This is a genomic window from Rhodanobacter sp. Root627, assembly GCF_001427835.1.
In the GTDB taxonomy this organism is placed as follows: Bacteria; Pseudomonadota; Gammaproteobacteria; order Xanthomonadales; family Rhodanobacteraceae; genus Rhodanobacter; species Rhodanobacter ginsenosidimutans.
The window spans coordinates 220172-240068 of the sequence record NZ_LMGW01000002.1 but is presented as its reverse complement, the minus strand read 5'-3'; the positions used below and the strand labels follow the sequence as shown (position 1 = coordinate 240068).

Genomic DNA, 19897 nt, shown 5'->3' with positions numbered 1-19897 from the left:
ATTGAGCAGCGCCCTTGGTTGATGCGACGCCATGAAGAGCGCGAGATGACAGCCAAGCAATTACTCACGGATCTGCTCGATTACATCGGCGAGCAAGCGAAACTCGTCAAACCCGATGGATTCCAGCTCAGCAAGATCCCTGGACCCAAATTCGCGCCGTCGGATTTGGCAAACCTGCCTGCATTCCGCTTCAATCTGAGCGACGCTGGCGAAGCCGCTTGGCTTCGCATCGAGCGCCTAGAGGCATTCGCCCCGCCTGCAGCTCCGACGGAGCTTGCACCCTTCGTATCGATCTCCCAAGATCCGAGCGGCCAACCGCCCGCTGTCCTTGATGCGTTCGTGGAGGCTCATTTGGCTGCGCAGCCCGATTTGGACGGGCAGACATTTCGCGTCGCTCTAGCAAACCAGTTCGACGCCTACGCACACAGCTGGTGGGGATGGTCCGAGCAGGAAAAGCCTCGCCGACGTTCCATCGATTTCTACACCTCATTTTTTGCTCTCAAGCAGCAGATGGAGGCAGAGGAGACTGCTAAGCCTCTGGAGTTGGTGTGGGGCATCGGTGTCACTTCCTGGAAGCGCTCCGCCGATGAGGGCTCGCTGATCTTCGAATACCCCGTGCTGACCCAAGCCATGGAAATCGCGGTAGATGAGCGGACCATGGCGATTGAGATTCGACCTCGCGACGTGGAGCCCCGGCTGGAGTTGGATGCCTTGGTCACCGCATCGGTGGCTGGCGCCGCGGAAGTCGAGATGACGGCTAAGAAGCTTTTAAGCCGGGAGGGAGCGACTGAACTGTCGCCGTTCGACCCCAGCTCTTACGCGCACATCCTCAAGCTGGTGGCCTCCAACTTGGACGCCAAAGGCATCTACCGTGAAGTTCTCGCTGCCGGCGAGTCATGGCCGGCGCCCGGACCTCATCTGGTGGTGTCCGACGCTTGGATACTTTTGGCACGCCCACGACAGAACAACTTTCTGTTGGAAGATCTGAAGCGCCTCAAAGCAAAGGTGCAGGAGGCAACGAAGTTGCCTGGTGGCCCCTTGGCGCTAGTCACGCCTCCATCCAACGAAGTTTTGATAACAGATCCGATCCACTTTCGTGGTCTGTCTACCAACAGCGCCGGAAGCGATGGCACCACCAAGGTGGAGGAGTTGTATTTCCCCCTGCCTAGCAATGAAGAGCAGATCACGATCATTGAACACCTGGAGCGCGCGCCAGGCGTCACTGTCCAAGGCCCTCCCGGCACGGGCAAGACTCACACGATCGCCAATGTAATCTGCCACTACTTGGCTACGGGACGCCGTGTGTTGGTCACGTCTCGCGGCGAACCTGCGTTGCAGGTTCTTCAAGAGAAACTGCCTCCCGAAGTCCGCCCCTTAACCGTGGCGCTTCTGTCCAGTGATCGCGACGGCACCCGTCAGTTCCAAGCGTCGATCGAGGCTATCCAACACAGCGTTTCCCAGTTGAACAGGCAGGAGACCTCTCGACAAATCGAGACCCTGAAGACTGCCATTGATCGTACGCACCACGAGCTATCCGACATTGGGCGCCGCATGGATGAGATTGCGGCTGCGCAGTTGAGTGACATCGAGGTGGACGGCGAAAAGATCAGGGCTCAAAAGGCGGCTGACCTTCTGATTCAAGGCGAAGAAGTGCATGGATGGTTCGATGACGAACTGACTCTCGCGTCCGAACACCAGCCGCCGTTGGATGAGGACACCATGGCCGCGCTTCGTCTTGCGCGGCGCGAAGTCGGCCCCGATCTCGCCTATCTGGGAGCCGAGCTGCCAGAAGCCGACGGTTTACCCAGTACAGAGCAACTGAGCGAGTTGCATCAGACGTTAACCGGCCTCAAAACCCTTGAGCACGAGATTTCGGAAATCTCCGGTTTAGCTGTTCGAGGAAATACCTCTGAAGTGCATCAGGCTGTCCAGGATCTCTTGAAGAGCGTCGAATTAGCCTGCCGCGAGGTAGAGACGCTGGAGAAGGCAGCTCCCAAGTGGGGACAATCATTCCGGTCAAAATGCAGGAGCGACGCCTATGCTGCCGAGCGCCTCGCCTTCGAGGCGATGTTTGCGGACATTGACCGTCTAGCGGACGCGCGAGCGGAGTTTCTCCGTCGCCCTGTCGTTTTTCCAGCGGAGGGCATCGACTCACCCAAAACTGTACAGGCCGTCGTGCGTGCGGCGCAGACCGGCAAACCCTTCAGTCTGATTGCGGTCGGCGCTGGTGACGCGAAGCGCCATCTTGCTGCTGTGAAGGTCTCCGGTCTCGCCCCGCAGGATGCGGATGCTTGGCAGCATGTGCAGCGCTATGTGGCTCTTCATCAGGAGCTTGCGTCCTTCGTGGCTCGCTGGAATATGTTTGCCGAATCCCTATCCCTGCCTTCGCTGTCGGAAGGAACCCTTGATCTTCGTAACATCGAGACTCTAACCACGACTGCGCGAAAGGCGCACCGGCTCAGCATCCATCTCGATCGCCTCTTGGTGAACCAGGCGGCGGCGGTTTTCGTAGAAGTGCCGACCTCAAGACTTCAAGGTGACCTCGGTGGCCTTCGGGAAGTCGCGCAATGCCTGAAGAAGCATTTGCAGCGGTCGAAGATGGCGCGTGCCGCGCAGGGCATGACCGCAATCCAGGAACGACTGGCAGGAAAAACCGGCGTCATCTCCGAAAAGTTACGTCAATTCGTGACGCACATGCTCGGTCAGGCGCACTGTCCCGCTGAGCAGGTCAGTTCCGAATATATCGCGCTGATGGCGGAACTTCGCCGCGTCACTGGTTTGGCGTCGCACCTGCGGACCATCACCGTGGCAGCCGCGAGTTTGCGCACGGCGGGCGCCGTGCGATGGGCCGAGCGCATCCTGCAGCAGCCCTGCGGTGCATCTGGCGACGATCACGTGCTGCCACCGCATTGGCGCAAGAGTTGGACTTGGGCACGGCTACGCGGGCACTTGGAACACATCGAAGCGCGTCATGAGTTACGCGAACTGGCAAACCGTCGAGCGGAGCTGTCCAAAGGGCTTCAACGGCTGTACTCCGACCTGGTCTCCAAATCCGCTTGGCTCAAAACAAAGGAAAACGCGGCGCCAAAGATCCTGTCGGCACTGAGCGGCTACGCCACTGCCATCCGACGGATTGGGCAAGGCACGGGAGCCAACGCGCCTCGTTACCGGCGTGACGCCCGTGAGGCGATGGGCGATGCGGCGAGTGCCGTGCCTTGCTGGATCATGCCCCATATCCGCATCTCGGAAGCCATGCCGGCAGACATCGGTGCCTTCGACCTCGTGATCGTGGACGAAGCAAGCCAGTCGGACCTGTGGGCTCTCCCCGCCATTCTGCGTGGCAAGAAGATCCTGGTCGTGGGCGACGACAAGCAAGTTTCACCCGATGGCGGATTTATTGCCGCTCAACAGATTGCATTATTGCGCCAGCGTTTTCTGAGCGATCAGCCCTTCGCCTCAGACATGACGCCGGAGAAATCCCTCTACGATCTAGCTGCACGGATTTTCGCGAACAATCAGGTGATGCTTCGCGAGCATTTCCGATGCGTCGCTCCCATCATTGCCTATTCGAATCGGTTCTATGGCAATGCTATCCGCCCGCTCCGCATCCCCTTGGCGTCGGAGCGGATAGATCCGCCTCTGGTAGATATTTTCGTTCCCGCTGGCTTTCGCGATAGCAAGGAACACAACAGGTACGAAGCTGAGGCAATTGCCGATGAGATCGATGCGATCTTGGCCAATCCTGCGTTGGAAGGTCGAACCCTCGGCGTGGTATCGCTTCTCGGCGTGGAGCAGGCCAAATATATTGATGAGCTGGTCCGGTCGCGCTTCCCTGCCACTGAGTTGCTGCACCGCAAATTCACCTGTGGAGAGCCGCGAGCATTCCAAGGCAGTGAGCGGGACATCGTTTTTCTATCAATGGTGGCTGATCGGGAGCGTCATCACGCGCTGTCGCGCATGGGGCATGAGCAACGCTTCAACGTGGCAGCCAGCCGAGCCCGCGATCGCATGTACTTGGTTAGATCGGTCGAGTTGGGAGACCTCTCGGCAGTTGATCTTCGCCGCAGCTTGATCGAGCACTTTAGTCAGCCTGCAGTGGCCCAAGAGGAGCGGGATGACAACCCCATTAACCTGTGTGAGTCCGGGTTCGAGCGGGACGTGTACACGAGGCTTACGGAGAGAGGCTACCGAGTAGTCCCCCAAGTCCAAGTCGGTGGCTTCCGGATTGACATGGTGGTCGAGGGAGCAGACGACAAACGACTGGCGATCGAATTGGACGGCGACGAGTTTCACGGTCCCGATCGCTGGACGCATGACATGAACCGTCAGCGCATCTTGGAGCGCGCTGGCTGGACGTTCTGGCGCTGCTTTGCCTCCACGTGGTCTTTGCACAAAGAGGAAGTATTCGCCGAACTGCTCTCACGGCTCCACCAGATGCAGATCGAGCCGATTGGGGCGCTGGGCCAGCTGGCAACTTTGGTCGAGCGCCGAATCTGGCAACCTCCCTCAATTGATCGTGAAGCAGATGAAGTGGATCGAGTGATTGGTGAAGCCATCGCCAGGGTTAAGGAGGATGAGAGCGACTTGGGGGTGCAGGAATGATCCCGTCGGGGAAATGGGGCGCGGTTAACCGGATCCGGAAGCCGGGACGGAGGAAGTTGAATTGGAAAGTTAGCAGCCGGCGCGTTACTCCGGCTCTGCTCTGGCTCTTCTGAAAAGTGCGGTTCAGGATGGCCCACTGCTCTACCCGGGGCCCCTGTGCGGCGGTGAGGTGGGGACGGAAGGCCGCGTAGCGGGCATCGGTATGGATGCCTTTTCGTCAGCACATGGAGACGCTGCCGAAAAGCCTGGTTCCGGCTCAAGCGCGAAGGGGGAATGGCCTCTCTTTTTTACTCCGGGCATCCAGCCCTTCGCCCTTCGGGCCGGCTTCGTCGTTCGCGCCGCTCCTGCGGCGCAGTGGGCCGCGTTTCTCTGGCCACGCAGAGAAGGTGGCTCGGCTGCCGCAGGCAGACGAAAGCTCTTCAGATCTGAATGGCAAGGGCAGGAAGGGAGCTTCGCGCACAGGGTACGCTCCTGCAGGAAAAGTGACTCGGTCGCTGCAAGCGATCGACCGCTCTGCATGGCGATCACCGCGCCACATCCCATCCCGGCACCGCGAACGCCTCCACCAGAAAATCCACCAGCCTCCGCGTCTTGATCGGCAGGTGTTTGCGTGAGGGATAGACCGCGTGGATGCCCAGGGTCATCGTGCGCCAGGTTGGCAGCAGTTCGACCAGGTCGCCGCGGCGCAGGTCGTCGGCGACGATGAAATCGGGTTGCAGGATGATGCCCTGGTGTTCCAGCGCGGCGGCGCGGCAGGTGTCGCCGTTGTTGGCGTGGATGCGGGCGTGGGTGTGCACGACGACGGGGGTTTCTTGGGGGGCGGTGAAGGTCCATTCGTCGCGGGCGGCGAAGTAGCTGTAGGAGATGACTTCGTGCTGCGCCAGTTCGTCGGGGTGCGCGGGTGTGCCGTGTTGTGCGAGATATTGCGGTGAGGCGCAGACGATCATGCGGGTGGTGGCGAGTTGCCGGCTGACCAGTTGCGAGTTGGGCAGGTTGGTGATGCGTATGGCCAGGTCGTAGCCCTCTTCGACCAGGTCGACCACGCGGTCGCTGAGTTCGATGTCCAGCGACACCTTGGGGTACAGCTGCGCGAAGCGCGGCCACAGCGGGGCGAGGTGCAGCACGCCGAAGCTGAGCGGCGCGTTGATGCGCAGGCGTCCGCTGGGTTCGCCGCTGCGCGAGCTGATTTCCGATTCCGCCTCGTCGACGGCGGCCAGCATCTCTTTCGCGCGGGCGTAGAACAGTTGGCCGTCATCGGTCAGCGACAGTCGACGCGTGGTCCGGTGCAGCAAGCGCGCGCCCAGGCGCTGTTCAAGCTCGGCGACGTGGCGCGATACCGCCGCCTTGGACAAGCCGATGGCATCGGCCGCGCCGACAAAGCTGCCGGCGTCGACCACGGCTACGAAGCTGGTCATTTCCTGGAATTTGTCCACGTCGCCTCCATTTATCTCGAATTACGAGACAGTAAGTCAATTCAAAGCTAGTTTATCGATGCTTGGTTGGTCAATAGAGTAAGTCCCATGCCCGGACGCCCTGGGCCACTGACGGAGACTTCCATGAACATCACTTTGATCGGCACCGGCAACATGGGCTCGGCGTTTGCCAAACAACTCACCCGCGCCGGCCACGCCGTGCGCATCACCGCCCGCGACCTGGCCAAGGCGCAGGCGCTGGCCGCCGCCAACCCCGGCGCCGTGGCTGCGGCCCCGGCCGAGGCGCTGGCCGGTTCGGACGTCGTCGTTGTCGCCACCGGTTACGCCGATGCGGTGCCGGCGTTGCGTTCGCTGGGTTCGCTGGCGGGCAAGGTCGTCATCGACATCACCAATCCGCTGACCGCCGACTACATGGGCCTGACCCTGGGCTACGACACCTCGGCCGCCGAGGAGATCGCCAAGGCCGTGCCCGAAGCCGAGGTGGTGAAGGCGTTCAACACGCTGTTCGCGCAGGTGCTGGCGGATGGCCCGCAGTTTGCCGATGGCCAGGTGGCCCCCGCGTTCTTTGCGGGCGACAGCGAGCGGGCGAAGCAGACGGCGAAGGCGCTGATCGAAAGCCTCGGTTACACGCCGGTCGATGCCGGCCCGCTGAAAAATTCTCGCTATCTGGAACCGCTGGCCGCGCTGAACATCTACCTTGGCTACGGCGCCGGTCTTGGCACGTCGATCGCGCCGACCTGGATCAGCAAGGCCTGACACATCCGCGTCATCCACTTACTACTTGTCATCCAAGGAATCCTCATGAACGCTTCGCTCGCACTGTTCGGCCGCATCGGCCTCTCGCTTGTTTTCATCATCTCCGGCTGGGGCAAGATCGCCGGTTACGCCGGCACCCAGCAATACATGGAGGCGATGGGTGTGCCCGGCGCCTTGCTGCCACTGGTGATCGCGCTGGAGCTGGGCGGTGGCCTGGCCATCCTTGGCGGCTTGTTCACGCGCTGGATTGCACTGGCGCTTGCCGCGTTCTCGCTGGCCAGTGCCGCGCTGTTCCACGCCAACCTCGGCGACGCTGCGCAGGCGATCAACTTCTGGAAGAACGTGGCGATGGCCGGTGGCTTCCTGATGCTTGCCGCCCACGGCGCCGGCGCGCTCAGCCTCGATCACCTGTGGACCAGGCGTCGCAACGCCTGAGTTCCGCAACGAGCAGTTCAACCCGGCGGGCGCCATTGCGCCCGCCGTCTGTGGAGGAAACACCATGGCTACCGCCCCCTCGCTCTTCATTTCCCACGGTTCGCCGATGTTTGCGCTGGAGCCGGGCCTGCTCGGCCCGAACCTGCGTGCGGTGGGTGAGTCGTTGACGGACATCACCGCCGTGCTGGTGGTGTCGCCGCACTGGCAGACCCGGGGCGTGCGCGTGGGCAGCAGCGCCGCGCCGGAAACCATCCACGATTTCGGTGGCTTCCCCGCACCGCTGTACCAGTTGCAGTACCCCGCGCCGGGTGCACCGGCGGTGGCGCAGGATGCGGCGCGCCTGCTTTCGGACGCCGGCTTCGAAGCGGCGCTCGACGAACGCCGCGGTCTGGACCACGGCGCGTGGGTGCCGCTGCGCTATCTGTTCCCGCGCGCCGACGTGCCGGTGTTCCAGGTGTCGCTGCCGCAGCACATCGATGCGGCCGGCGCCTTGCGCATGGGCCAGGCCCTGGCGCCGTTGCGCCAGCGTGGCGTGCTGGTGATCGGTTCCGGCAGCCTCACCCACAACCTGTATGAATTCCGCCAGGAGATTCGCAACCCGGAATACGCGCAGGAATTCGTGGATTGGGTTCGCGATGTGGTGGCCGCGCGCGACGTCGAGGCGCTGGTGGACTACCGCCGCCGCGCACCGCACGCCGAGCGTGCGCATCCCACCGAGGAACACTACCTGCCGCTGCTGGTGGCCGTGGGCGCCAGCGCCGATTCGGATGCGCCGCGGCTGGTCGAAGGCGGCATGACCTACGGCGTGCTGTCGATGGATTCGTTCGCGTTCGGCCTGCCCCATGCGGCGCAGGCGGCATTGGAGGATGCGGCGTGAAGCGCTGATGGCTGCGGGGAAGGCCGGTGTTGCGACGTCCTTCCTCGCGGTTTCGCGGGCAGGGGACATAGAATCGAAGGTCGATGAGGTTGTGACTGTTCGACTTCACGGTGTCGCGGCCCGCCGCGTTTCGCCAACCGCTGCCGCCGCGCGGCAAATCATTCGATGGGGATCTTCATGCGCCTGGCCGTTCTTCTTGCATCTGCATGGGTACCGTTTGCACTGTGGGCCGGAGGGATGAATGACGGCGGCGCTGCGCGATCCACGCCGCCCGCCACGGCCAGCAGCGCTCCCACGATGCTTCCGCAGGCCGCCATCGCGCGGCGCTACTTCGGCAATGACGCGCCCTGGTACGAAAACAACATCCCGTTCTTCGATTCCCCGGATGCGAAAACCAACCAGATCTACTACTACCGCTGGGAAGTATTTCGCGCGCATATCCGCGCGGTGGGTGCGCAGGGGAACCTGTTCACCGAATTCCTGCAGGACATGACGTGGGATCGCGACCCTTATTCCACGCTCAACGACTCGGCCATCTTCCCGATCTACGACGGCCGCTGGCTTCGTGATCGCAGCTATCTGGACGACTGGATCAGCTACCTGTGGACCGGTGGCGGCAACAACCGGCACTTCTCCGAATCCATCGCGGACGCGACCTGGCAGCGCTATGAAGTCGACGGCGATGCGGCATTCGCCACCCGCTTCCTGCCCTCGATGGAGCAGACCTACAACCTGTGGGACGACCATTACGATTTCGACAAGCACCTGTACTGGATCGAACCCCTGCTGGATGCCACCGAGTACTCGATCGCCTCGATCGACGCCAGCGGCGGCAAGGATGGTTTCCGGGGCGGGGACGCGTTCCGCCCCTCGATCAACAGCTACATGTTTGCCAACGCCCGCGCCATCAGTCGGCTGGCAGCACTGGCCGGCGACGACACCACCGCCAGCCGCTACGCGGCCAAGGCGGACGACCTGCGCCGCCATGTCGAACAGCACCTGTGGAGCACGGAGCTGGGCCACTTCATCGACCGCTACAAGGTCGACAACGAGTTCGTGCATTACTGGGACCCGGTCGGCGGCCGAGAATTGGCCGGCTATACGCCGTGGACGTTCGGGCTCGTCGACGATCCGAAATATGCCGTGGCATGGGCGCACGCGCTGAAGGCCGATCAACTGCATGGGCCTCATGGCCTGCGCACGGTCGAGCCCAGCTACAAGCACTACATGCAGCAATTCCGCTACGACGAGGCCACCGGGTTGCGCGAATGCCAGTGGAATGGGCCGGTCTGGCCGTTCCAGACCACGCAGGCGCTGATCGGGCTGGCCAACCTGCTCAACACCAGTAGCCAGACGGTGATCACTCGCGCCGACTACATGTCGCTGCTGAAGCAATACACCGACCTGCATTACGTCGACGGTCATCCCGACATCCAGGAAGACTACGACCCCGCCACCGGCAAGCCCATCGTCGGCTTGCCGCGCAGCCACCACTATTACCACTCCGCCTACGACGACCTGATCATCACCGGCCTGGTCGGCATTCGCCCGCGCGCCGACAACGTGCTCGAGGTCAATCCGCTGCTGCCGCGCGATGCGTCCGATCCCAACGCCATGGCCTGGTTTGCGCTGGAGAACGCGCCGTATCACGGCCACCTGGTTTCGGTGCTGTACGACCGCGATGGCAGCCACTATCACCGCGGTGCGGGGCTGCAGGTGTTCATCGACGGTCGCAAGGTGGCGTCATCGCCCGTGCTTGCGCGCCTGACTCCCCCGATCGATCAGGCGCCGTTGCCGCCGGTGACGCGTCATGTCGACCTGGCGGTGAATCTTGTTGCCGACGGCTTTCCCCAGCCGTCGGCGTCGGTGAACGGTGATGACAAGAAAGTCCTGCGGCAGAGCATCGACGGCCGCATGTGGTTCTTTCCGCAGATTCAGGAAGGCTGGAGCACGGCGGGTGCGGCGGACAAGCCGCAGTGGTACGCGCTCGATTTCGGAACGCCGACCACGATCGCTTCGTCGCAAATCTACTTCCTCGATGACGCCACGCATTTCGCCGCGCCCGCGTCCTACGCCATCCAGTATTTCAAGGATGGCGCCTGGCACGCGGTTGGCAGCGAACCGGTCGGCAAACCGTTGGCCAATGGTGTGAATGCGCTCGGCTGGGCACCGGTGACGGCGCGCCGATTCCGCGTGCTGTTCACCCCGCCGGCCGGTCAGCGCGCCGTGCGTCTGCTGGAGTGGAAGCTGTACGCGAGCGCGCCCGTGCATCAGTTGGTCGGCGCGACGCAGCACCCGTAGGTCCATCGCGTGATTTGACCCACCACCGCGGACAGGCCATCGCCGCCTGTCCGCCCGCATTTCGCCCCTGTCTGCCCGCTGCGGCGCCGCCGGCGCTGTTGTGATGGACGCTCCGATCAGGGGAGTGCCGCGACATGGGCAAGTGGACACAGACCGTTACCGCCAAGGTGCTGGGTATCGGCGCGCTGGCGTTGCTGATGACGATACCGCTGCTGCAGGTGCGCGAGCTGGTGAGCGAGCGCCAGCAATTGCGCAGCGATGCGATAAGCCAGATCGCGCAGGGCTGGGGCGGCAAGCAGGTCATCGGCGGGCCGGTGCTGGTGGTGCCGACGCTGCGCCAGGTGGCGGTGGAAGGGCAACTGACGCCGCGCTGGCAGACTGGCAGCGAAAGCGTGCTGGCCGATGCGCTGAAACAGGACGTGGCGATGGTGGTGACCACGCGCAGCTATGGCATCTACAGCGCGCCGGTGTTTGTGGCCACGGTGAAAATCGCGGCGCAGTTCCGCGCGCAGGACGTCGCCCAGTATCGCCACGCCGGCGATGCTTCGTGGCAGGGTGGCAAAGCCGAGCTGCGGTTGCCGATCGGTGACCTGCGCGGCCTGCAGGAAATTTCCGAACTGCGCGTCAACGGCCAGCCGGCGCGCTTCGAATCCTCGGCCGACCGACTGGGCCACTGGCCGACCGTGGTGGTGCCGATCGATCCGGACACGCTGGTCGACCAGCCGATCGACGTGCAGATCGTGCTGAAACTGGCCGGCACCGAAGCGCTGCAGCTGCTGCCGCTGGCGCGCAGCACCGACGTAACCATGCGTGCGCCGTGGAGCGATCCCGGTTTCATCGGTGCCGCGCTGCCGCTGGAACACACCATCGATGCCGATGGTTTCAGCGCGCACTGGCATCTGCTCGATCTCAACCGCAGCTATGGCCAGCACTGGAGCGATGGCGATGCCGGGATGAATGATGCTCTACAGGCGTCGACCTTCGGCGTGCAGCTGTACCAGCCGGTCGACGTGTACCAGCGCAACGTGCGCGCGGGGAAATACGGCCTGCTGTTCATCGCGATGACCTTCGTGGCGTTCTTCCTGTTCGAGGTGCTCAAGCGCCTGCGCGTGCACCCGGTGCAGTACCTGCTGGTGGGCGCGGCGCTGGCCACGTTTTACGTGGTGCTGCTGGCGCTGTCCGAGCAGATCGGTTTCGGCCCGGCCTACGCGTTGGCCGCGTCCGCCGTGGTACTGATGGTGGGCGGCTATGCGATGGCGGTACTGCGCGCGTGGCGTGCCGGTGCGTTGCTGGGCGGCGTGCTGGGATTGATCTACGCGATGCTGTACGGGCTGATCGCGGCCGAACAATACGCGCTGCTGATCGGCGCGCTGGTGCTGCTGGCGACGGTGGCGCTGATGATGTACCTGACCCGCCGCATCGACTGGTACGCGAGCATTCCGGAAGCGTCGGCTGCGTCGACCGAAGCGCCAGCCGCTATCATGGGCGGATCATGAACCTGCTCGCGATAGAAACCGCCACCGAAGCCTGTTCCGTTGCGTTGATCCACGGCCAGGAGCTGATCGCCCGCAGCGAGATCGCGCCGCGTCGTCACACCGAGCTGGTGCTGCCGATGGCCGACGCCTTGTTGGCCGAGGCCGGCATCGATCGCCACGCGCTGGATGCGATCGCCGTGGGCCGCGGCCCCGGCGCGTTCACCGGCGTGCGGCTGGGCGTGTCGCTGGCGCAAGGCATGGCGCTGGGGCTGGATCTGCCGGTCATCACCATTTCCTCGCTGGCTGCGCTGGCGCTGGAGGCGCCGGAAGAGGGCGAGGAGACGGCCATCCTGGCGGTCATCGATGCACGCATGGGCGAGATCTACGCGGCCAGCTATCGGCGCGATGGTCACGGTGGCCTGATCGCGCTGGACGAGGAGCGCATCTGCACCGCCGATTCGCTGCAACTGCCCGTAGCATCCGCGTGGCAGGTGGTCGGCACCGGCTGGGCCACCTACGCCACCGAACTGAGTCAGCGCCTCACCGGCACCTTGCACTCGGCCGATGGCGTGCGTTATCCGCAGGCCGCGCATGTGGCCGAACTGGCGCTGGCGGAATTCAACGCCGGCCGCGCGCAGGCGCCCGAACTGGCCTTGCCCGTCTATCTGCGCGACAAGGTGGCGTTGACCCTGGTGGAGCAGGGCAAAGCCTGAGCCTGCCGCTATAGCTGGCGGGTGATCACCTGCACCAGCAGGCTGCTCGTCGCTACCGCGATCCATACGCCCAGGCCCAGCAGGATCGGGCGCGGGCCGCTGGCGATCATCCTGCGCAGGTTCGCCGACAGGCCGATGGCGGCAAGCGCCACCACGATCAGGAATTCCGCGGCCAGGTGCAGGTCGGGCTGGATCGCGGCGGGAATCAGCCCCGCCGTGCGCAGCGCCGACGCCACTAGAAACCACAGGATGAACCAGGGAAAGATGCGCAGCAGGCTGAACTGGCTGGCCGACCCGTCCAGCCGACGCTGTCGCCGTGCGCGGACGGCAGCTACCAGCGCCAGCAGCAGGCACACCGGGATGATCAGCGTGGCGCGGGTCAGTTTCACGATGGTGGCGTAGTCGCCCGCCGCCTTGCTGAAACTGTAGCCGGCGGCGACCACCGACGAGGTGTCGTTGATGGCGGTGCCGGCCCACAGGCCAAAGCCCAGGTCGCCCATGTGCATCAGGTGGCCGAGCAGCGGAAACAACAGCACGGCCACGATGTTGAACAGGAAAATGGTGGAGATCGCGTACGCCGTGTCGTGTTCATCCGGCTGGATGATCGGTGTCACCGCGGCGATCGCCGAGGCGCCGCAAATGGCCGTGCCCACCCCGACCAGGATCTTCAGTTTGTCGTGCACGCCGAGCCAGCGGCCCAGCAGCCACGCACTGAAGAAAGCCACGCTCAGGGTGACCACGGTGACCGAAAGCGAACGCATTCCGGTCGCCACCACCTGATCGAGACTCAGCCCGAAGCCCAGCGCGATGATCGACGCCTGCAGCACGGTGGTGCTGGCAAACGCGATGCCCGAGACAAACCGCGCGTCAGGCGCCAACACGCTGCGCACCAGCAAGCCCAGCACCATGCCGAACACCGGCCCGCCGATCAGCGGCAGGCAGCGACCCAGCAGCAGCGCAAGCACGGCGATCGCCGCCGCCAGCACCAGGCCGGGCAGAACAGTGCGTGGATGCGTGGGTACGAAAGCGGTGGCGTGCATGGGGATTCCGTGGGAACCCGTGCATTGTGGCCGCCGCCGGCGATCAACAAAATTTCGAATATTTGATGCAGCGTATAAGATGGAATGATGATCAACATCAGCCCGCGGCAACTCGAAGTCTTCGTGCAGGTGGCCTTGCACGGCAGCGTGCGCATTGCCGCCGAACGCCTGCACCTGACCCAGCCGGCCGCCAGCATGGCGCTGGCCGAAATGGAGCGGCAGCTCGGCTCGCCGGTATTCGCCCGCGAGCGCGGGCGCCTGCGCCTCAACACCCGCGGCCGCGAATTGTTGCCGCTGGCGCAGGAACTGCTGGAACGCCACGCCGACTTCGCCCGCCGCGGCGGCGAAGGCGTGGAGCTGGGTGGCGAGCTGCGCATCGGCGCCAGCAACAGCGTGGGCAATTATCGGGTGGGTGAACTGCTGGGCGATTTCGTGCGCGCGCACCCGCAGGTGGCCGTGCGCCTGCGCGTGGGCAACACCGCCACGATCGCCGCCGCCGTGATCGACCACAGCCTCGACGTGGGCTGCGTCGAGGGCCCGGTGACGCATCCCTCGCTGGAGATACGCCCCTGGCGCGATGACCGGCTGGTTGTGTGCGCGCCGCCGGACCATCCGCTGGCGCGCAAACGTGGATTGAAGCCCGCCGATTTCGTGGGCGCTCGCTGGGTGCTGCGCGAGCCGGGCTCGGCCACTCGTGCCACCAGCGAGCGCGTGCTGTCGCAATTGCCGCCCGGCGAAACCGTGCTGGAGCTGGATCAGATCGAGGCGATCAAGCAGGCCGTGGCGGCGGGACTGGGCATCGCCTGCCTGCCCGAGGTGGCGCTGACCGACGCGCTGGCTACTGGCCGGCTGAAGGCGCTGAAAACCCCGTTCCTCGACCTGCGCCGCAAACTGTCGCTGTTGCTGCACAAGGAAAAATACCGCGGCGCCTTGCTGGATGCATTTCTGCGTGACGCCGCCACCGGCCGCTGAAGCACTCCCGCCGCTTTTTCGGGGCGGCTTCTGTGGGAGCGACTTCAGTCGCGATGCTCCTGCTCTTTCGCCCCTCTCCCGCTTGCGGGAGAGGGGCACCGAACACCGAAGAAAAGCGTCGCGACTGAAGTCGCTCCTACAGGTATTCAGGCGGCGGCGTCGCTGATCTCGGCCAGCAGGGCGGCGACTTGTTCGTGGGTGTGGGCGCGCAGCAGGCGCGGCGCGTGATGGCGCAGGGCGCTGCGATCCAGCGTGGCCAGGCGGTCGCGCACCAGCAGGATCTGGCCGGGGTGCATGCTGAATTCGCACAGTCCCAGTGCCAGCAGCAGGGCGGTGAAGTTCACGTCGCCGCCGATCTCGCCGCACAGGCTCACCGGTTTGCCGGCGCGCCGGCCAGCGCCGATCACGTGCGACAGCACCCGCAGCAGCGCGGGCTGCAGCGGGCTGTAGATGTTGTCCAGCGCGTCGTTGCCGCGATCGGCGGCCAGCACGTATTGCGCCAGGTCGTTGGTGCCGATGGCCAGGAAGTCGGCGTGCTCGATCAGCGCGCGCACGTTGATCGCCGCGGCGGGCACTTCGATCATCGCGCCCAGCGGAAGCTTCTCGGGCAGGTCGATGTTCTCGCGCTTCAGCTCCTGTCGCGCCAGCTTGAACAGTGTGCGTACCGCGATGAGTTCATCGGGCTGGGTCACCATCGGCACCAGCACGCGCACCGGGCCGTAGCAGGCCGCCCGCAGGATGGCGCGGATCTGGGTGGAGAACACCGCCGGATAGCGCAGCGACAGCCGCACGCCGCGTACGCCCAGCGCGGGGTTTTCCTCGCCCTGCATCACCAGCCCGGCCGCGTCGGCCTTGTCGGCGCCCAGGTCGAGCGTGCGGATGGTGACGGGCAGGCCGCCCATGCCCAGCACCAGGTCACGATAGGCGATGAACTGCTCGTCCTCGGAGGGCAGATCCTTGTGCCGCAGGAACAGGAATTCGGTGCGGTAAAGCCCCACGCCATCGGCGCCGCGGGTGCGCGCCAGCGCCACGTCGGCGGGGCTCTCGGCGTTGGCGAGCAGGCGGATGTCCAGGCCGTCGCGGGTGCGCGTGGGCGCGTTCGCCAGCAGGGCCAGGCGGCGGCCTTCGATGACCGCCTCGCGCTGCCAGGCGCGATAGCGGGCCAGGTCCTGCGCGGCGGGATGCACCACCGCTTCGCCGCGCTCCGCATCCAGCAGCAGCAGGTCGTCGTCGTGGATGTGCGACAGCGCGTCGCGCGTGCCCACCAGCATCGGCAGGCCCAGGCTGCGTGCCAGGATCGCGCTGTGCGAATACGCACTGCCGGAACTGGCGACCACGCCGAGCAGGCCATTGCCGGCCAGCTGCGCCATGTCGGCGGGCGCAATGGAATCGGCAATGAGGATCTCGCCGACCCGCGCGGCCAGCTTGCGCTCCTCCGGGCTGGTCTGCCGCTGCAACGCGGCGATCACCCGGTTGATGACCTGCTCGACGTCTTCCTTGCGGCTGCGCAGGTAGGGGTCGTCCATCGCCTCGAACATCGCCGACAGCTTCTCGCGCTGCTTTTTCAACGCGGCGCCGGCGCGGTAATGGCCCACACGTACCAGTTCGTCCAGCCCGCGCAACAGCTCCGCGTCATCCAGCAGCAGGCTGTGCGCGTCGATGAACTCGTTGACCTCGCGCGCCAGCGCGCCCTGCAACTTGCCGCGCAAGTCGCGCAACTCCTGCCGCGCCATGTCCAGCGCGCGATGCAGGTTCTCCAGCTCGCCTTCGATCTCCTCGTCGGCCAGCGGCCGGGTATCGACGGCGTAACGGCTGGGCTGCACCAGCCGCGCCCGGCCCAACGCCATGCCGCGCGCCGCGATCGTGCCGGGGAGGAGGTGTCTCACTTGGCGCCTCTTGTGGCGCCGGGAATGGGGAATGGGGAATGGGGAATCGGAAAAGCGGACAGCCGGGCTTTTGCGGCAAGCAGGGCGCTCGCGCGCACTCCGCTTTCCACCATTCCCGATTCCCTATTCCCGATTCCCCGCATCTCACGCCCCCTCGTCGAATTTGCGCTCGAACAGTTCAGCCACGGCGGCCAGTGCCGCCTCCTCGTCCGGGCCGTCGGCGCGGATGGTCAGCGGCGTGCCCATGCCGGCGGCCAGCATCATCACGCCCATGATGCTCTGCGCGTTGACCTCGCGGCCTCGGTTGACCAGCCATACGGTGGCTTTGAAGCCCTGCACCAGTTGTACCAGCTTGGCCGAGGCGCGCGCGTGCAGGCCGAGCCGGTTCGATACCACGATGTCCTGTTCAAGCATAAATAGGGTTACGCATGATCGATGAAAATTCCTCCGCGGCCGCCGCTGGCCGCGATCTCGGCCAGTTCGTCCAGCGATTTGTCTGCATAGTTGAGTACGCGCAGCAGCATCGGCAGGTTGAGCCCCGACACGCAACGCAGATGGACGCCCAGCGCGCCCAGTGACAGGCCGATGTTGCACGGCGTGGCGCCATAGAGATCGGCCAGCACCAGCACACCATCACCCTCGTCCAGCTCGCGTGCATGCCGCGCGGTGAGGGTGCGCATCACGTCCGGATCGGCCTGCGGCGGAATCTCCACCGCCATCACCCGCAGCGGCAGCTTCGGCATGACGTGGTGCGTGGCGGAAATCAGCGCATGGCCGACCGCCTCGTGGGTCATCAGCAGGACGCCGACGCTCATGCCCGCTGCCCCGCAAGCACGGTGAAGCCTTTATCGGAGGCCGGGGTGATGGCGTTTTGCCGGGACATCGTGATCAATCCAGCTCGCGATGGAAGGTCAACACGCCGTCGCGGCGATGACGGTAATGCGCCGCCAGTTTTTCCACCAGGTACACCGACCGATGGCGCCCGCCGGTGCAGCCGATGGAGATGGTGACGTAGCTGCGGTCGTCCTGCTCGAAGCGCGGCAACCATGCATCCAGCCAGCGCGCGGTGTCCGCGAAATACTCGCCTACCAGGGGTTCGGCCTCGAGGAATTCGCGCACCGGCGCGTCCTTGCCCGACAGTGGCCGCAGGTGCGGCTGCCAGTGCGGGTTGGGCAGGCAGCGCGCGTCGAACACGAAGTCGGAATCCAGCGGCAGGCCGCGCTTGAACGCGAACGACTGGAACATCAGGGTCAGGCCCTCGGTGGCCTGCGCATAGCCGGTGGCCACCAGGCGCCGCAGCTGGTGCACGTTCAGTTCGCTGGAGTCGATGACCTTTTCGGCGATCGCCATCAGCGGGCGCAGCAGGCGACGCTCCTCGGTGATCGCGTCGCCCAGCGAACGCCCCCGCGATGCCAGCGGATGGCGGCGACGGGTTTCCGAGTAGCGCTTGATCAGCACCTCGTCGCGGCAATCGATGAAGATCAGGTGCACCTGCACGCCGGCGCCGGCCAGCTCGGACAGCACGTTCGGCATCTGCGCGAAATCGACGCCCCGGTTGCGCACGTCCACGCCCACCGCGATGCGCCGATGGTTGCCGCCCTTGCCCTGGATCACCGCGTTCACCAGCGGCGCCACCAGGGTGGTGGGCAGGTTGTCCACGCAGTAGAAATCCAGGTCTTCCAGCGCGCGCAGCGCTACCGTCTTGCCGCCGCCGGAAACGCCGGTGAGCACGATCAGGTGGATCTCGTGCGGGTCGACGAGAGGATTGAGCAGGGGAGTGTTTTCGTCGTTCATGGGTTCACCATGGGGGCAGTCGGTGCATCTGGTGCGCCTGGCGGTCGATGAAGGTCTGTGCCGGGTCGATGCCCTTGCTTTTCAGTGCGTGGTTGCGGACCGCCGCCTCGACCAGCACCGAGAGGTTGCGGCCCGAGGCCACGGGAATGGTGATCATCGGCACCGCTACGTCGAGGATGTCGCGATGGCCGATGTCGCCGGTGATGCGGGTCATGGCGTCCACTTCCTCGCCATCGCGCAGAGGCTTGAGGTGCACGATGAGACGCAGGTATTTGGACGTCTTTACGGCTGTATGGCCGAACATCTCGCGCACGTTCAGCACGCCCAGCCCGCGCACTTCCAGCAGGTCCTGCAGCAGCTCGGGGCAGGTGCCGTCGATCACGTCCGGCGCGATGAGGGTGAAGTCGGTGGCGTCGTCGGCCACCAGGCGGTGGCCACGGCTGATCAGTTCCAGCGCCAGCTCGCTCTTGCCCGAGCCGGCCTCGCCGGTGATCAGCACGCCGATGGAAAATACTTCCAGGAACACGCCGTGCAGGGTGGCCTTGGCCGCCAGCATGCGCGCCAGGTGGTATTGCAGGTAGGTCAGCAGTTCGTGGCCGCGCTTGGTGCTGCTCCACAACGGGGTGTTGGTTTCCTCGGCCACTTCGCGCAGGTCCGAAGGCACCGATTGGTCCTTGGTGACGATCAGCGCCACCGGCTGGTGCGCGGCGATCTTGTGGATCACCTCCCAGCGCTGGCGCGAATCCAGTGCATCAAGGAAATTCAGCTCCTCGGTGCCGATGATCTGGATCTTGTTCGGGTAGATGACGTTGAGGTAACCGACCAGTGACGGCCGTCGCGCCTGCGCCACGCCGGGCTCCAGGGCGCGCGATTCGCCACGCATGCCCGACACCCAGCGCAGGGCCATGCGCTCGTAGACGTTGTCGTAGAGTTGGCGCGCGCTGAGCCGATCCAAGCGTATGTCCCTCGCATTCCCGGCCGGGCGAGATGCCGCGTCGGTGAACGGACATTGTGCCAGCTTGGCGGAAACGGCGTCTGGACGGGATGGCTTCCTGGTGCCGATGAGGGCTTCGGCGTGCGCCCCTTTTCGGGGTGAACGGGTGGGGAGCCTGTTGCCTTGCGTTGCCATGATGGAGGGCTGGGCTCGGCGGCAACGCGGTGAACTCCAGCCGCGTTGCCGCCGTTTGTTGCGGGTCAGCCGTCGAGGCTCAACCGTACTGGCGTTCCTCGCGCGCCTGGCGCTGATGCTTGTTGCTGACTTTCTGGCGATGTTTGCGCAACTGGTCGACCAGCTTGTCGAACAGCACGTCGATCGAGGCATACATGTCGGCTTCGGCAGCCTCTGCGTGCAAGGTGGCTCCGGTGGTGGTGAGGGTGCCCGAGGCACGCTGTTGCAGCTTGTCCACGGCCAGTACGACGGCCAGGCCGATCAGCTTCTCGTCGAGGCGGGTGAGACGGTCAATCTTGCCGTTGACGTGATCGCGCAAGGCCGGGGTGACTTCAATCTGCTGGCCGCTGAGTTGGAGTTGCATGGGTCGCCTCCTCTGGTGCAGTGCCGCGTTGCGCGGCGGGTGGACATGCCGCGTGGGGCCGGCATGTCTGATGAATCACAC

16 protein-coding genes are annotated in these 19897 nt (G+C 64.8%); 8 read left to right on the top strand and 8 right to left on the bottom strand.

Going from position 1 to position 19897, the window contains the following annotated elements; all coding sequences use genetic code 11:
- Positions 1–45 precede the first annotated feature (45 nt).
- Positions 46–4602: an AAA domain-containing protein gene (locus ASD68_RS08490; RefSeq protein WP_056607414.1), complete on the top strand. Its 4557-nt coding sequence runs from the start codon at positions 46–48 to the stop codon at positions 4600–4602.
- Positions 4603–5126: 524 nt separating this feature from the next.
- Here the strand turns inward: ASD68_RS08490 and ASD68_RS08485 are convergent.
- Positions 5127–6035, bottom strand: a complete 909-nt coding sequence (locus ASD68_RS08485; protein WP_056605683.1) for a LysR family transcriptional regulator — start codon at positions 6033–6035, stop codon at positions 5127–5129.
- Positions 6036–6158: 123 nt separating this feature from the next.
- Between ASD68_RS08485 and ASD68_RS08480 the strand changes: the two genes are divergently transcribed.
- From ASD68_RS08480 to tsaB, 6 genes are all read left to right on the top strand, one after another.
- A complete protein-coding gene (locus tag ASD68_RS08480) occupies positions 6159–6791 on the top strand; it encodes an NAD(P)-binding domain-containing protein (RefSeq protein WP_056605680.1) in 633 nt (210 codons plus the stop codon).
- Between the two features lie 45 nt (positions 6792–6836).
- The gene (locus ASD68_RS08475; RefSeq protein WP_056605677.1) at positions 6837–7226 is read left to right on the top strand and encodes a DoxX family protein; all 390 of its coding nucleotides are present in this window, start codon (positions 6837–6839) and stop codon (positions 7224–7226) included.
- 64 nt (positions 7227–7290) lie between these two features.
- A complete protein-coding gene (locus ASD68_RS08470; RefSeq protein ID WP_056605675.1) occupies positions 7291–8103 on the top strand; it encodes a class III extradiol ring-cleavage dioxygenase in 813 nt (270 codons plus the stop codon).
- A 297-nt stretch (positions 8104–8400) separates the two neighbouring features.
- Positions 8401–10404, top strand: coding sequence for a discoidin domain-containing protein (locus ASD68_RS08465; protein WP_200945359.1), 2004 nt, complete (start codon positions 8401–8403; stop codon positions 10402–10404).
- Positions 10405–10538: 134 nt separating this feature from the next.
- A complete protein-coding gene (gene creD / locus ASD68_RS08460) occupies positions 10539–11900 on the top strand; it encodes a cell envelope integrity protein CreD (protein ID WP_056605672.1) in 1362 nt (453 codons plus the stop codon).
- Entirely contained in the window at positions 11897–12592 is a 696-nt protein-coding gene (gene tsaB / locus ASD68_RS08455; protein WP_056605669.1) for a tRNA (adenosine(37)-N6)-threonylcarbamoyltransferase complex dimerization subunit type 1 TsaB, read from the top strand. Before creD ends, tsaB begins: the two co-directional genes overlap by 4 nt.
- An 8-nt stretch (positions 12593–12600) precedes the next feature.
- Here the strand turns inward: tsaB and ASD68_RS08450 are convergent, their stop codons facing one another.
- Positions 12601–13632, bottom strand: a complete 1032-nt coding sequence (locus ASD68_RS08450; protein WP_056605666.1) for a putative sulfate exporter family transporter — start codon at positions 13630–13632, stop codon at positions 12601–12603.
- A gap of 87 nt (positions 13633–13719) precedes the next feature.
- Between ASD68_RS08450 and ASD68_RS08445 the strand changes: the two genes are divergently transcribed.
- Positions 13720–14604 (top strand): LysR family transcriptional regulator, encoded by an 885-nt coding sequence (locus tag ASD68_RS08445; RefSeq protein ID WP_056607410.1) that lies wholly within the window; start codon positions 13720–13722, stop codon positions 14602–14604.
- 146 nt (positions 14605–14750) lie between these two features.
- Here the strand turns inward: ASD68_RS08445 and ptsP are convergent, their stop codons facing one another.
- The 6 genes from ptsP to raiA all read right to left on the bottom strand — a co-directional run bounded on the left by ptsP (position 14751) and on the right by raiA (position 19816).
- Positions 14751–16490 carry a phosphoenolpyruvate--protein phosphotransferase gene (ptsP, locus tag ASD68_RS08440; RefSeq protein WP_056605664.1) on the bottom strand — a complete coding sequence of 580 codons (1740 nt, stop codon included), beginning with the start codon at positions 16488–16490 and terminating at the stop codon, positions 14751–14753.
- Positions 16491–16634: 144 nt separating this feature from the next.
- A complete protein-coding gene (locus ASD68_RS08435) occupies positions 16635–16904 on the bottom strand; it encodes an HPr family phosphocarrier protein (RefSeq protein WP_056081601.1) in 270 nt (89 codons plus the stop codon).
- Between the two features lie 8 nt (positions 16905–16912).
- A complete protein-coding gene (locus tag ASD68_RS08430; RefSeq protein WP_007082602.1) occupies positions 16913–17305 on the bottom strand; it encodes a PTS fructose transporter subunit IIA in 393 nt (130 codons plus the stop codon).
- A 73-nt stretch (positions 17306–17378) separates the two neighbouring features.
- Positions 17379–18284, bottom strand: coding sequence for an RNase adapter RapZ (gene rapZ / locus ASD68_RS08425; RefSeq protein WP_056081598.1), 906 nt, complete (start codon positions 18282–18284; stop codon positions 17379–17381).
- Positions 18285–18288: 4 nt separating this feature from the next.
- On the bottom strand, positions 18289–19239 hold the full coding sequence (gene hprK / locus ASD68_RS08420) for an HPr(Ser) kinase/phosphatase (protein ID WP_056605662.1): 951 nt from the start codon (positions 19237–19239) through the stop codon (positions 18289–18291).
- A gap of 253 nt (positions 19240–19492) precedes the next feature.
- Complete coding sequence (gene raiA, locus ASD68_RS08415) at positions 19493–19816, bottom strand: ribosome-associated translation inhibitor RaiA (RefSeq protein WP_056081593.1); 324 nt, start codon at positions 19814–19816, stop codon at positions 19493–19495.
- Between the last annotated feature and the right edge of the window lie 81 nt (positions 19817–19897).

Excerpts from the sequence above, each read along its gene's own strand:
- rapZ (WP_056081598.1), bottom strand. The coding sequence starts at position 18,284 with ATGAACGACGAAAACACTCCCCTGCTCAATCCTCTCGTCGACCCGCAC.
- ASD68_RS08445 (WP_056607410.1), top strand. The coding sequence starts at position 13,720 with ATGATCAACATCAGCCCGCGGCAACTCGAAGTCTTCGTGCAGGTGGCC.
- tsaB (WP_056605669.1), top strand. The coding sequence starts at position 11,897 with ATGAACCTGCTCGCGATAGAAACCGCCACCGAAGCCTGTTCCGTTGCG.
- ASD68_RS08430 (WP_007082602.1), bottom strand. The coding sequence starts at position 17,305 with ATGAGCGTCGGCGTCCTGCTGATGACCCACGAGGCGGTCGGCCATGCG.
- ASD68_RS08470 (WP_056605675.1), top strand. The coding sequence starts at position 7,291 with ATGGCTACCGCCCCCTCGCTCTTCATTTCCCACGGTTCGCCGATGTTT.
- ASD68_RS08490 (WP_056607414.1), top strand. The coding sequence starts at position 46 with ATGACAGCCAAGCAATTACTCACGGATCTGCTCGATTACATCGGCGAG.
- ASD68_RS08475 (WP_056605677.1), top strand. The coding sequence starts at position 6,837 with ATGAACGCTTCGCTCGCACTGTTCGGCCGCATCGGCCTCTCGCTTGTT.
- ASD68_RS08480 (WP_056605680.1), top strand. The coding sequence starts at position 6,159 with ATGAACATCACTTTGATCGGCACCGGCAACATGGGCTCGGCGTTTGCC.
- ASD68_RS08465 (WP_200945359.1), top strand. The coding sequence starts at position 8,401 with ATGCTTCCGCAGGCCGCCATCGCGCGGCGCTACTTCGGCAATGACGCG.
- ASD68_RS08450 (WP_056605666.1), bottom strand. The coding sequence starts at position 13,632 with ATGCACGCCACCGCTTTCGTACCCACGCATCCACGCACTGTTCTGCCC.
- creD (WP_056605672.1), top strand. The coding sequence starts at position 10,539 with ATGGGCAAGTGGACACAGACCGTTACCGCCAAGGTGCTGGGTATCGGC.
- raiA (WP_056081593.1), bottom strand. The coding sequence starts at position 19,816 with ATGCAACTCCAACTCAGCGGCCAGCAGATTGAAGTCACCCCGGCCTTG.
- ASD68_RS08435 (WP_056081601.1), bottom strand. The coding sequence starts at position 16,904 with ATGCTTGAACAGGACATCGTGGTATCGAACCGGCTCGGCCTGCACGCG.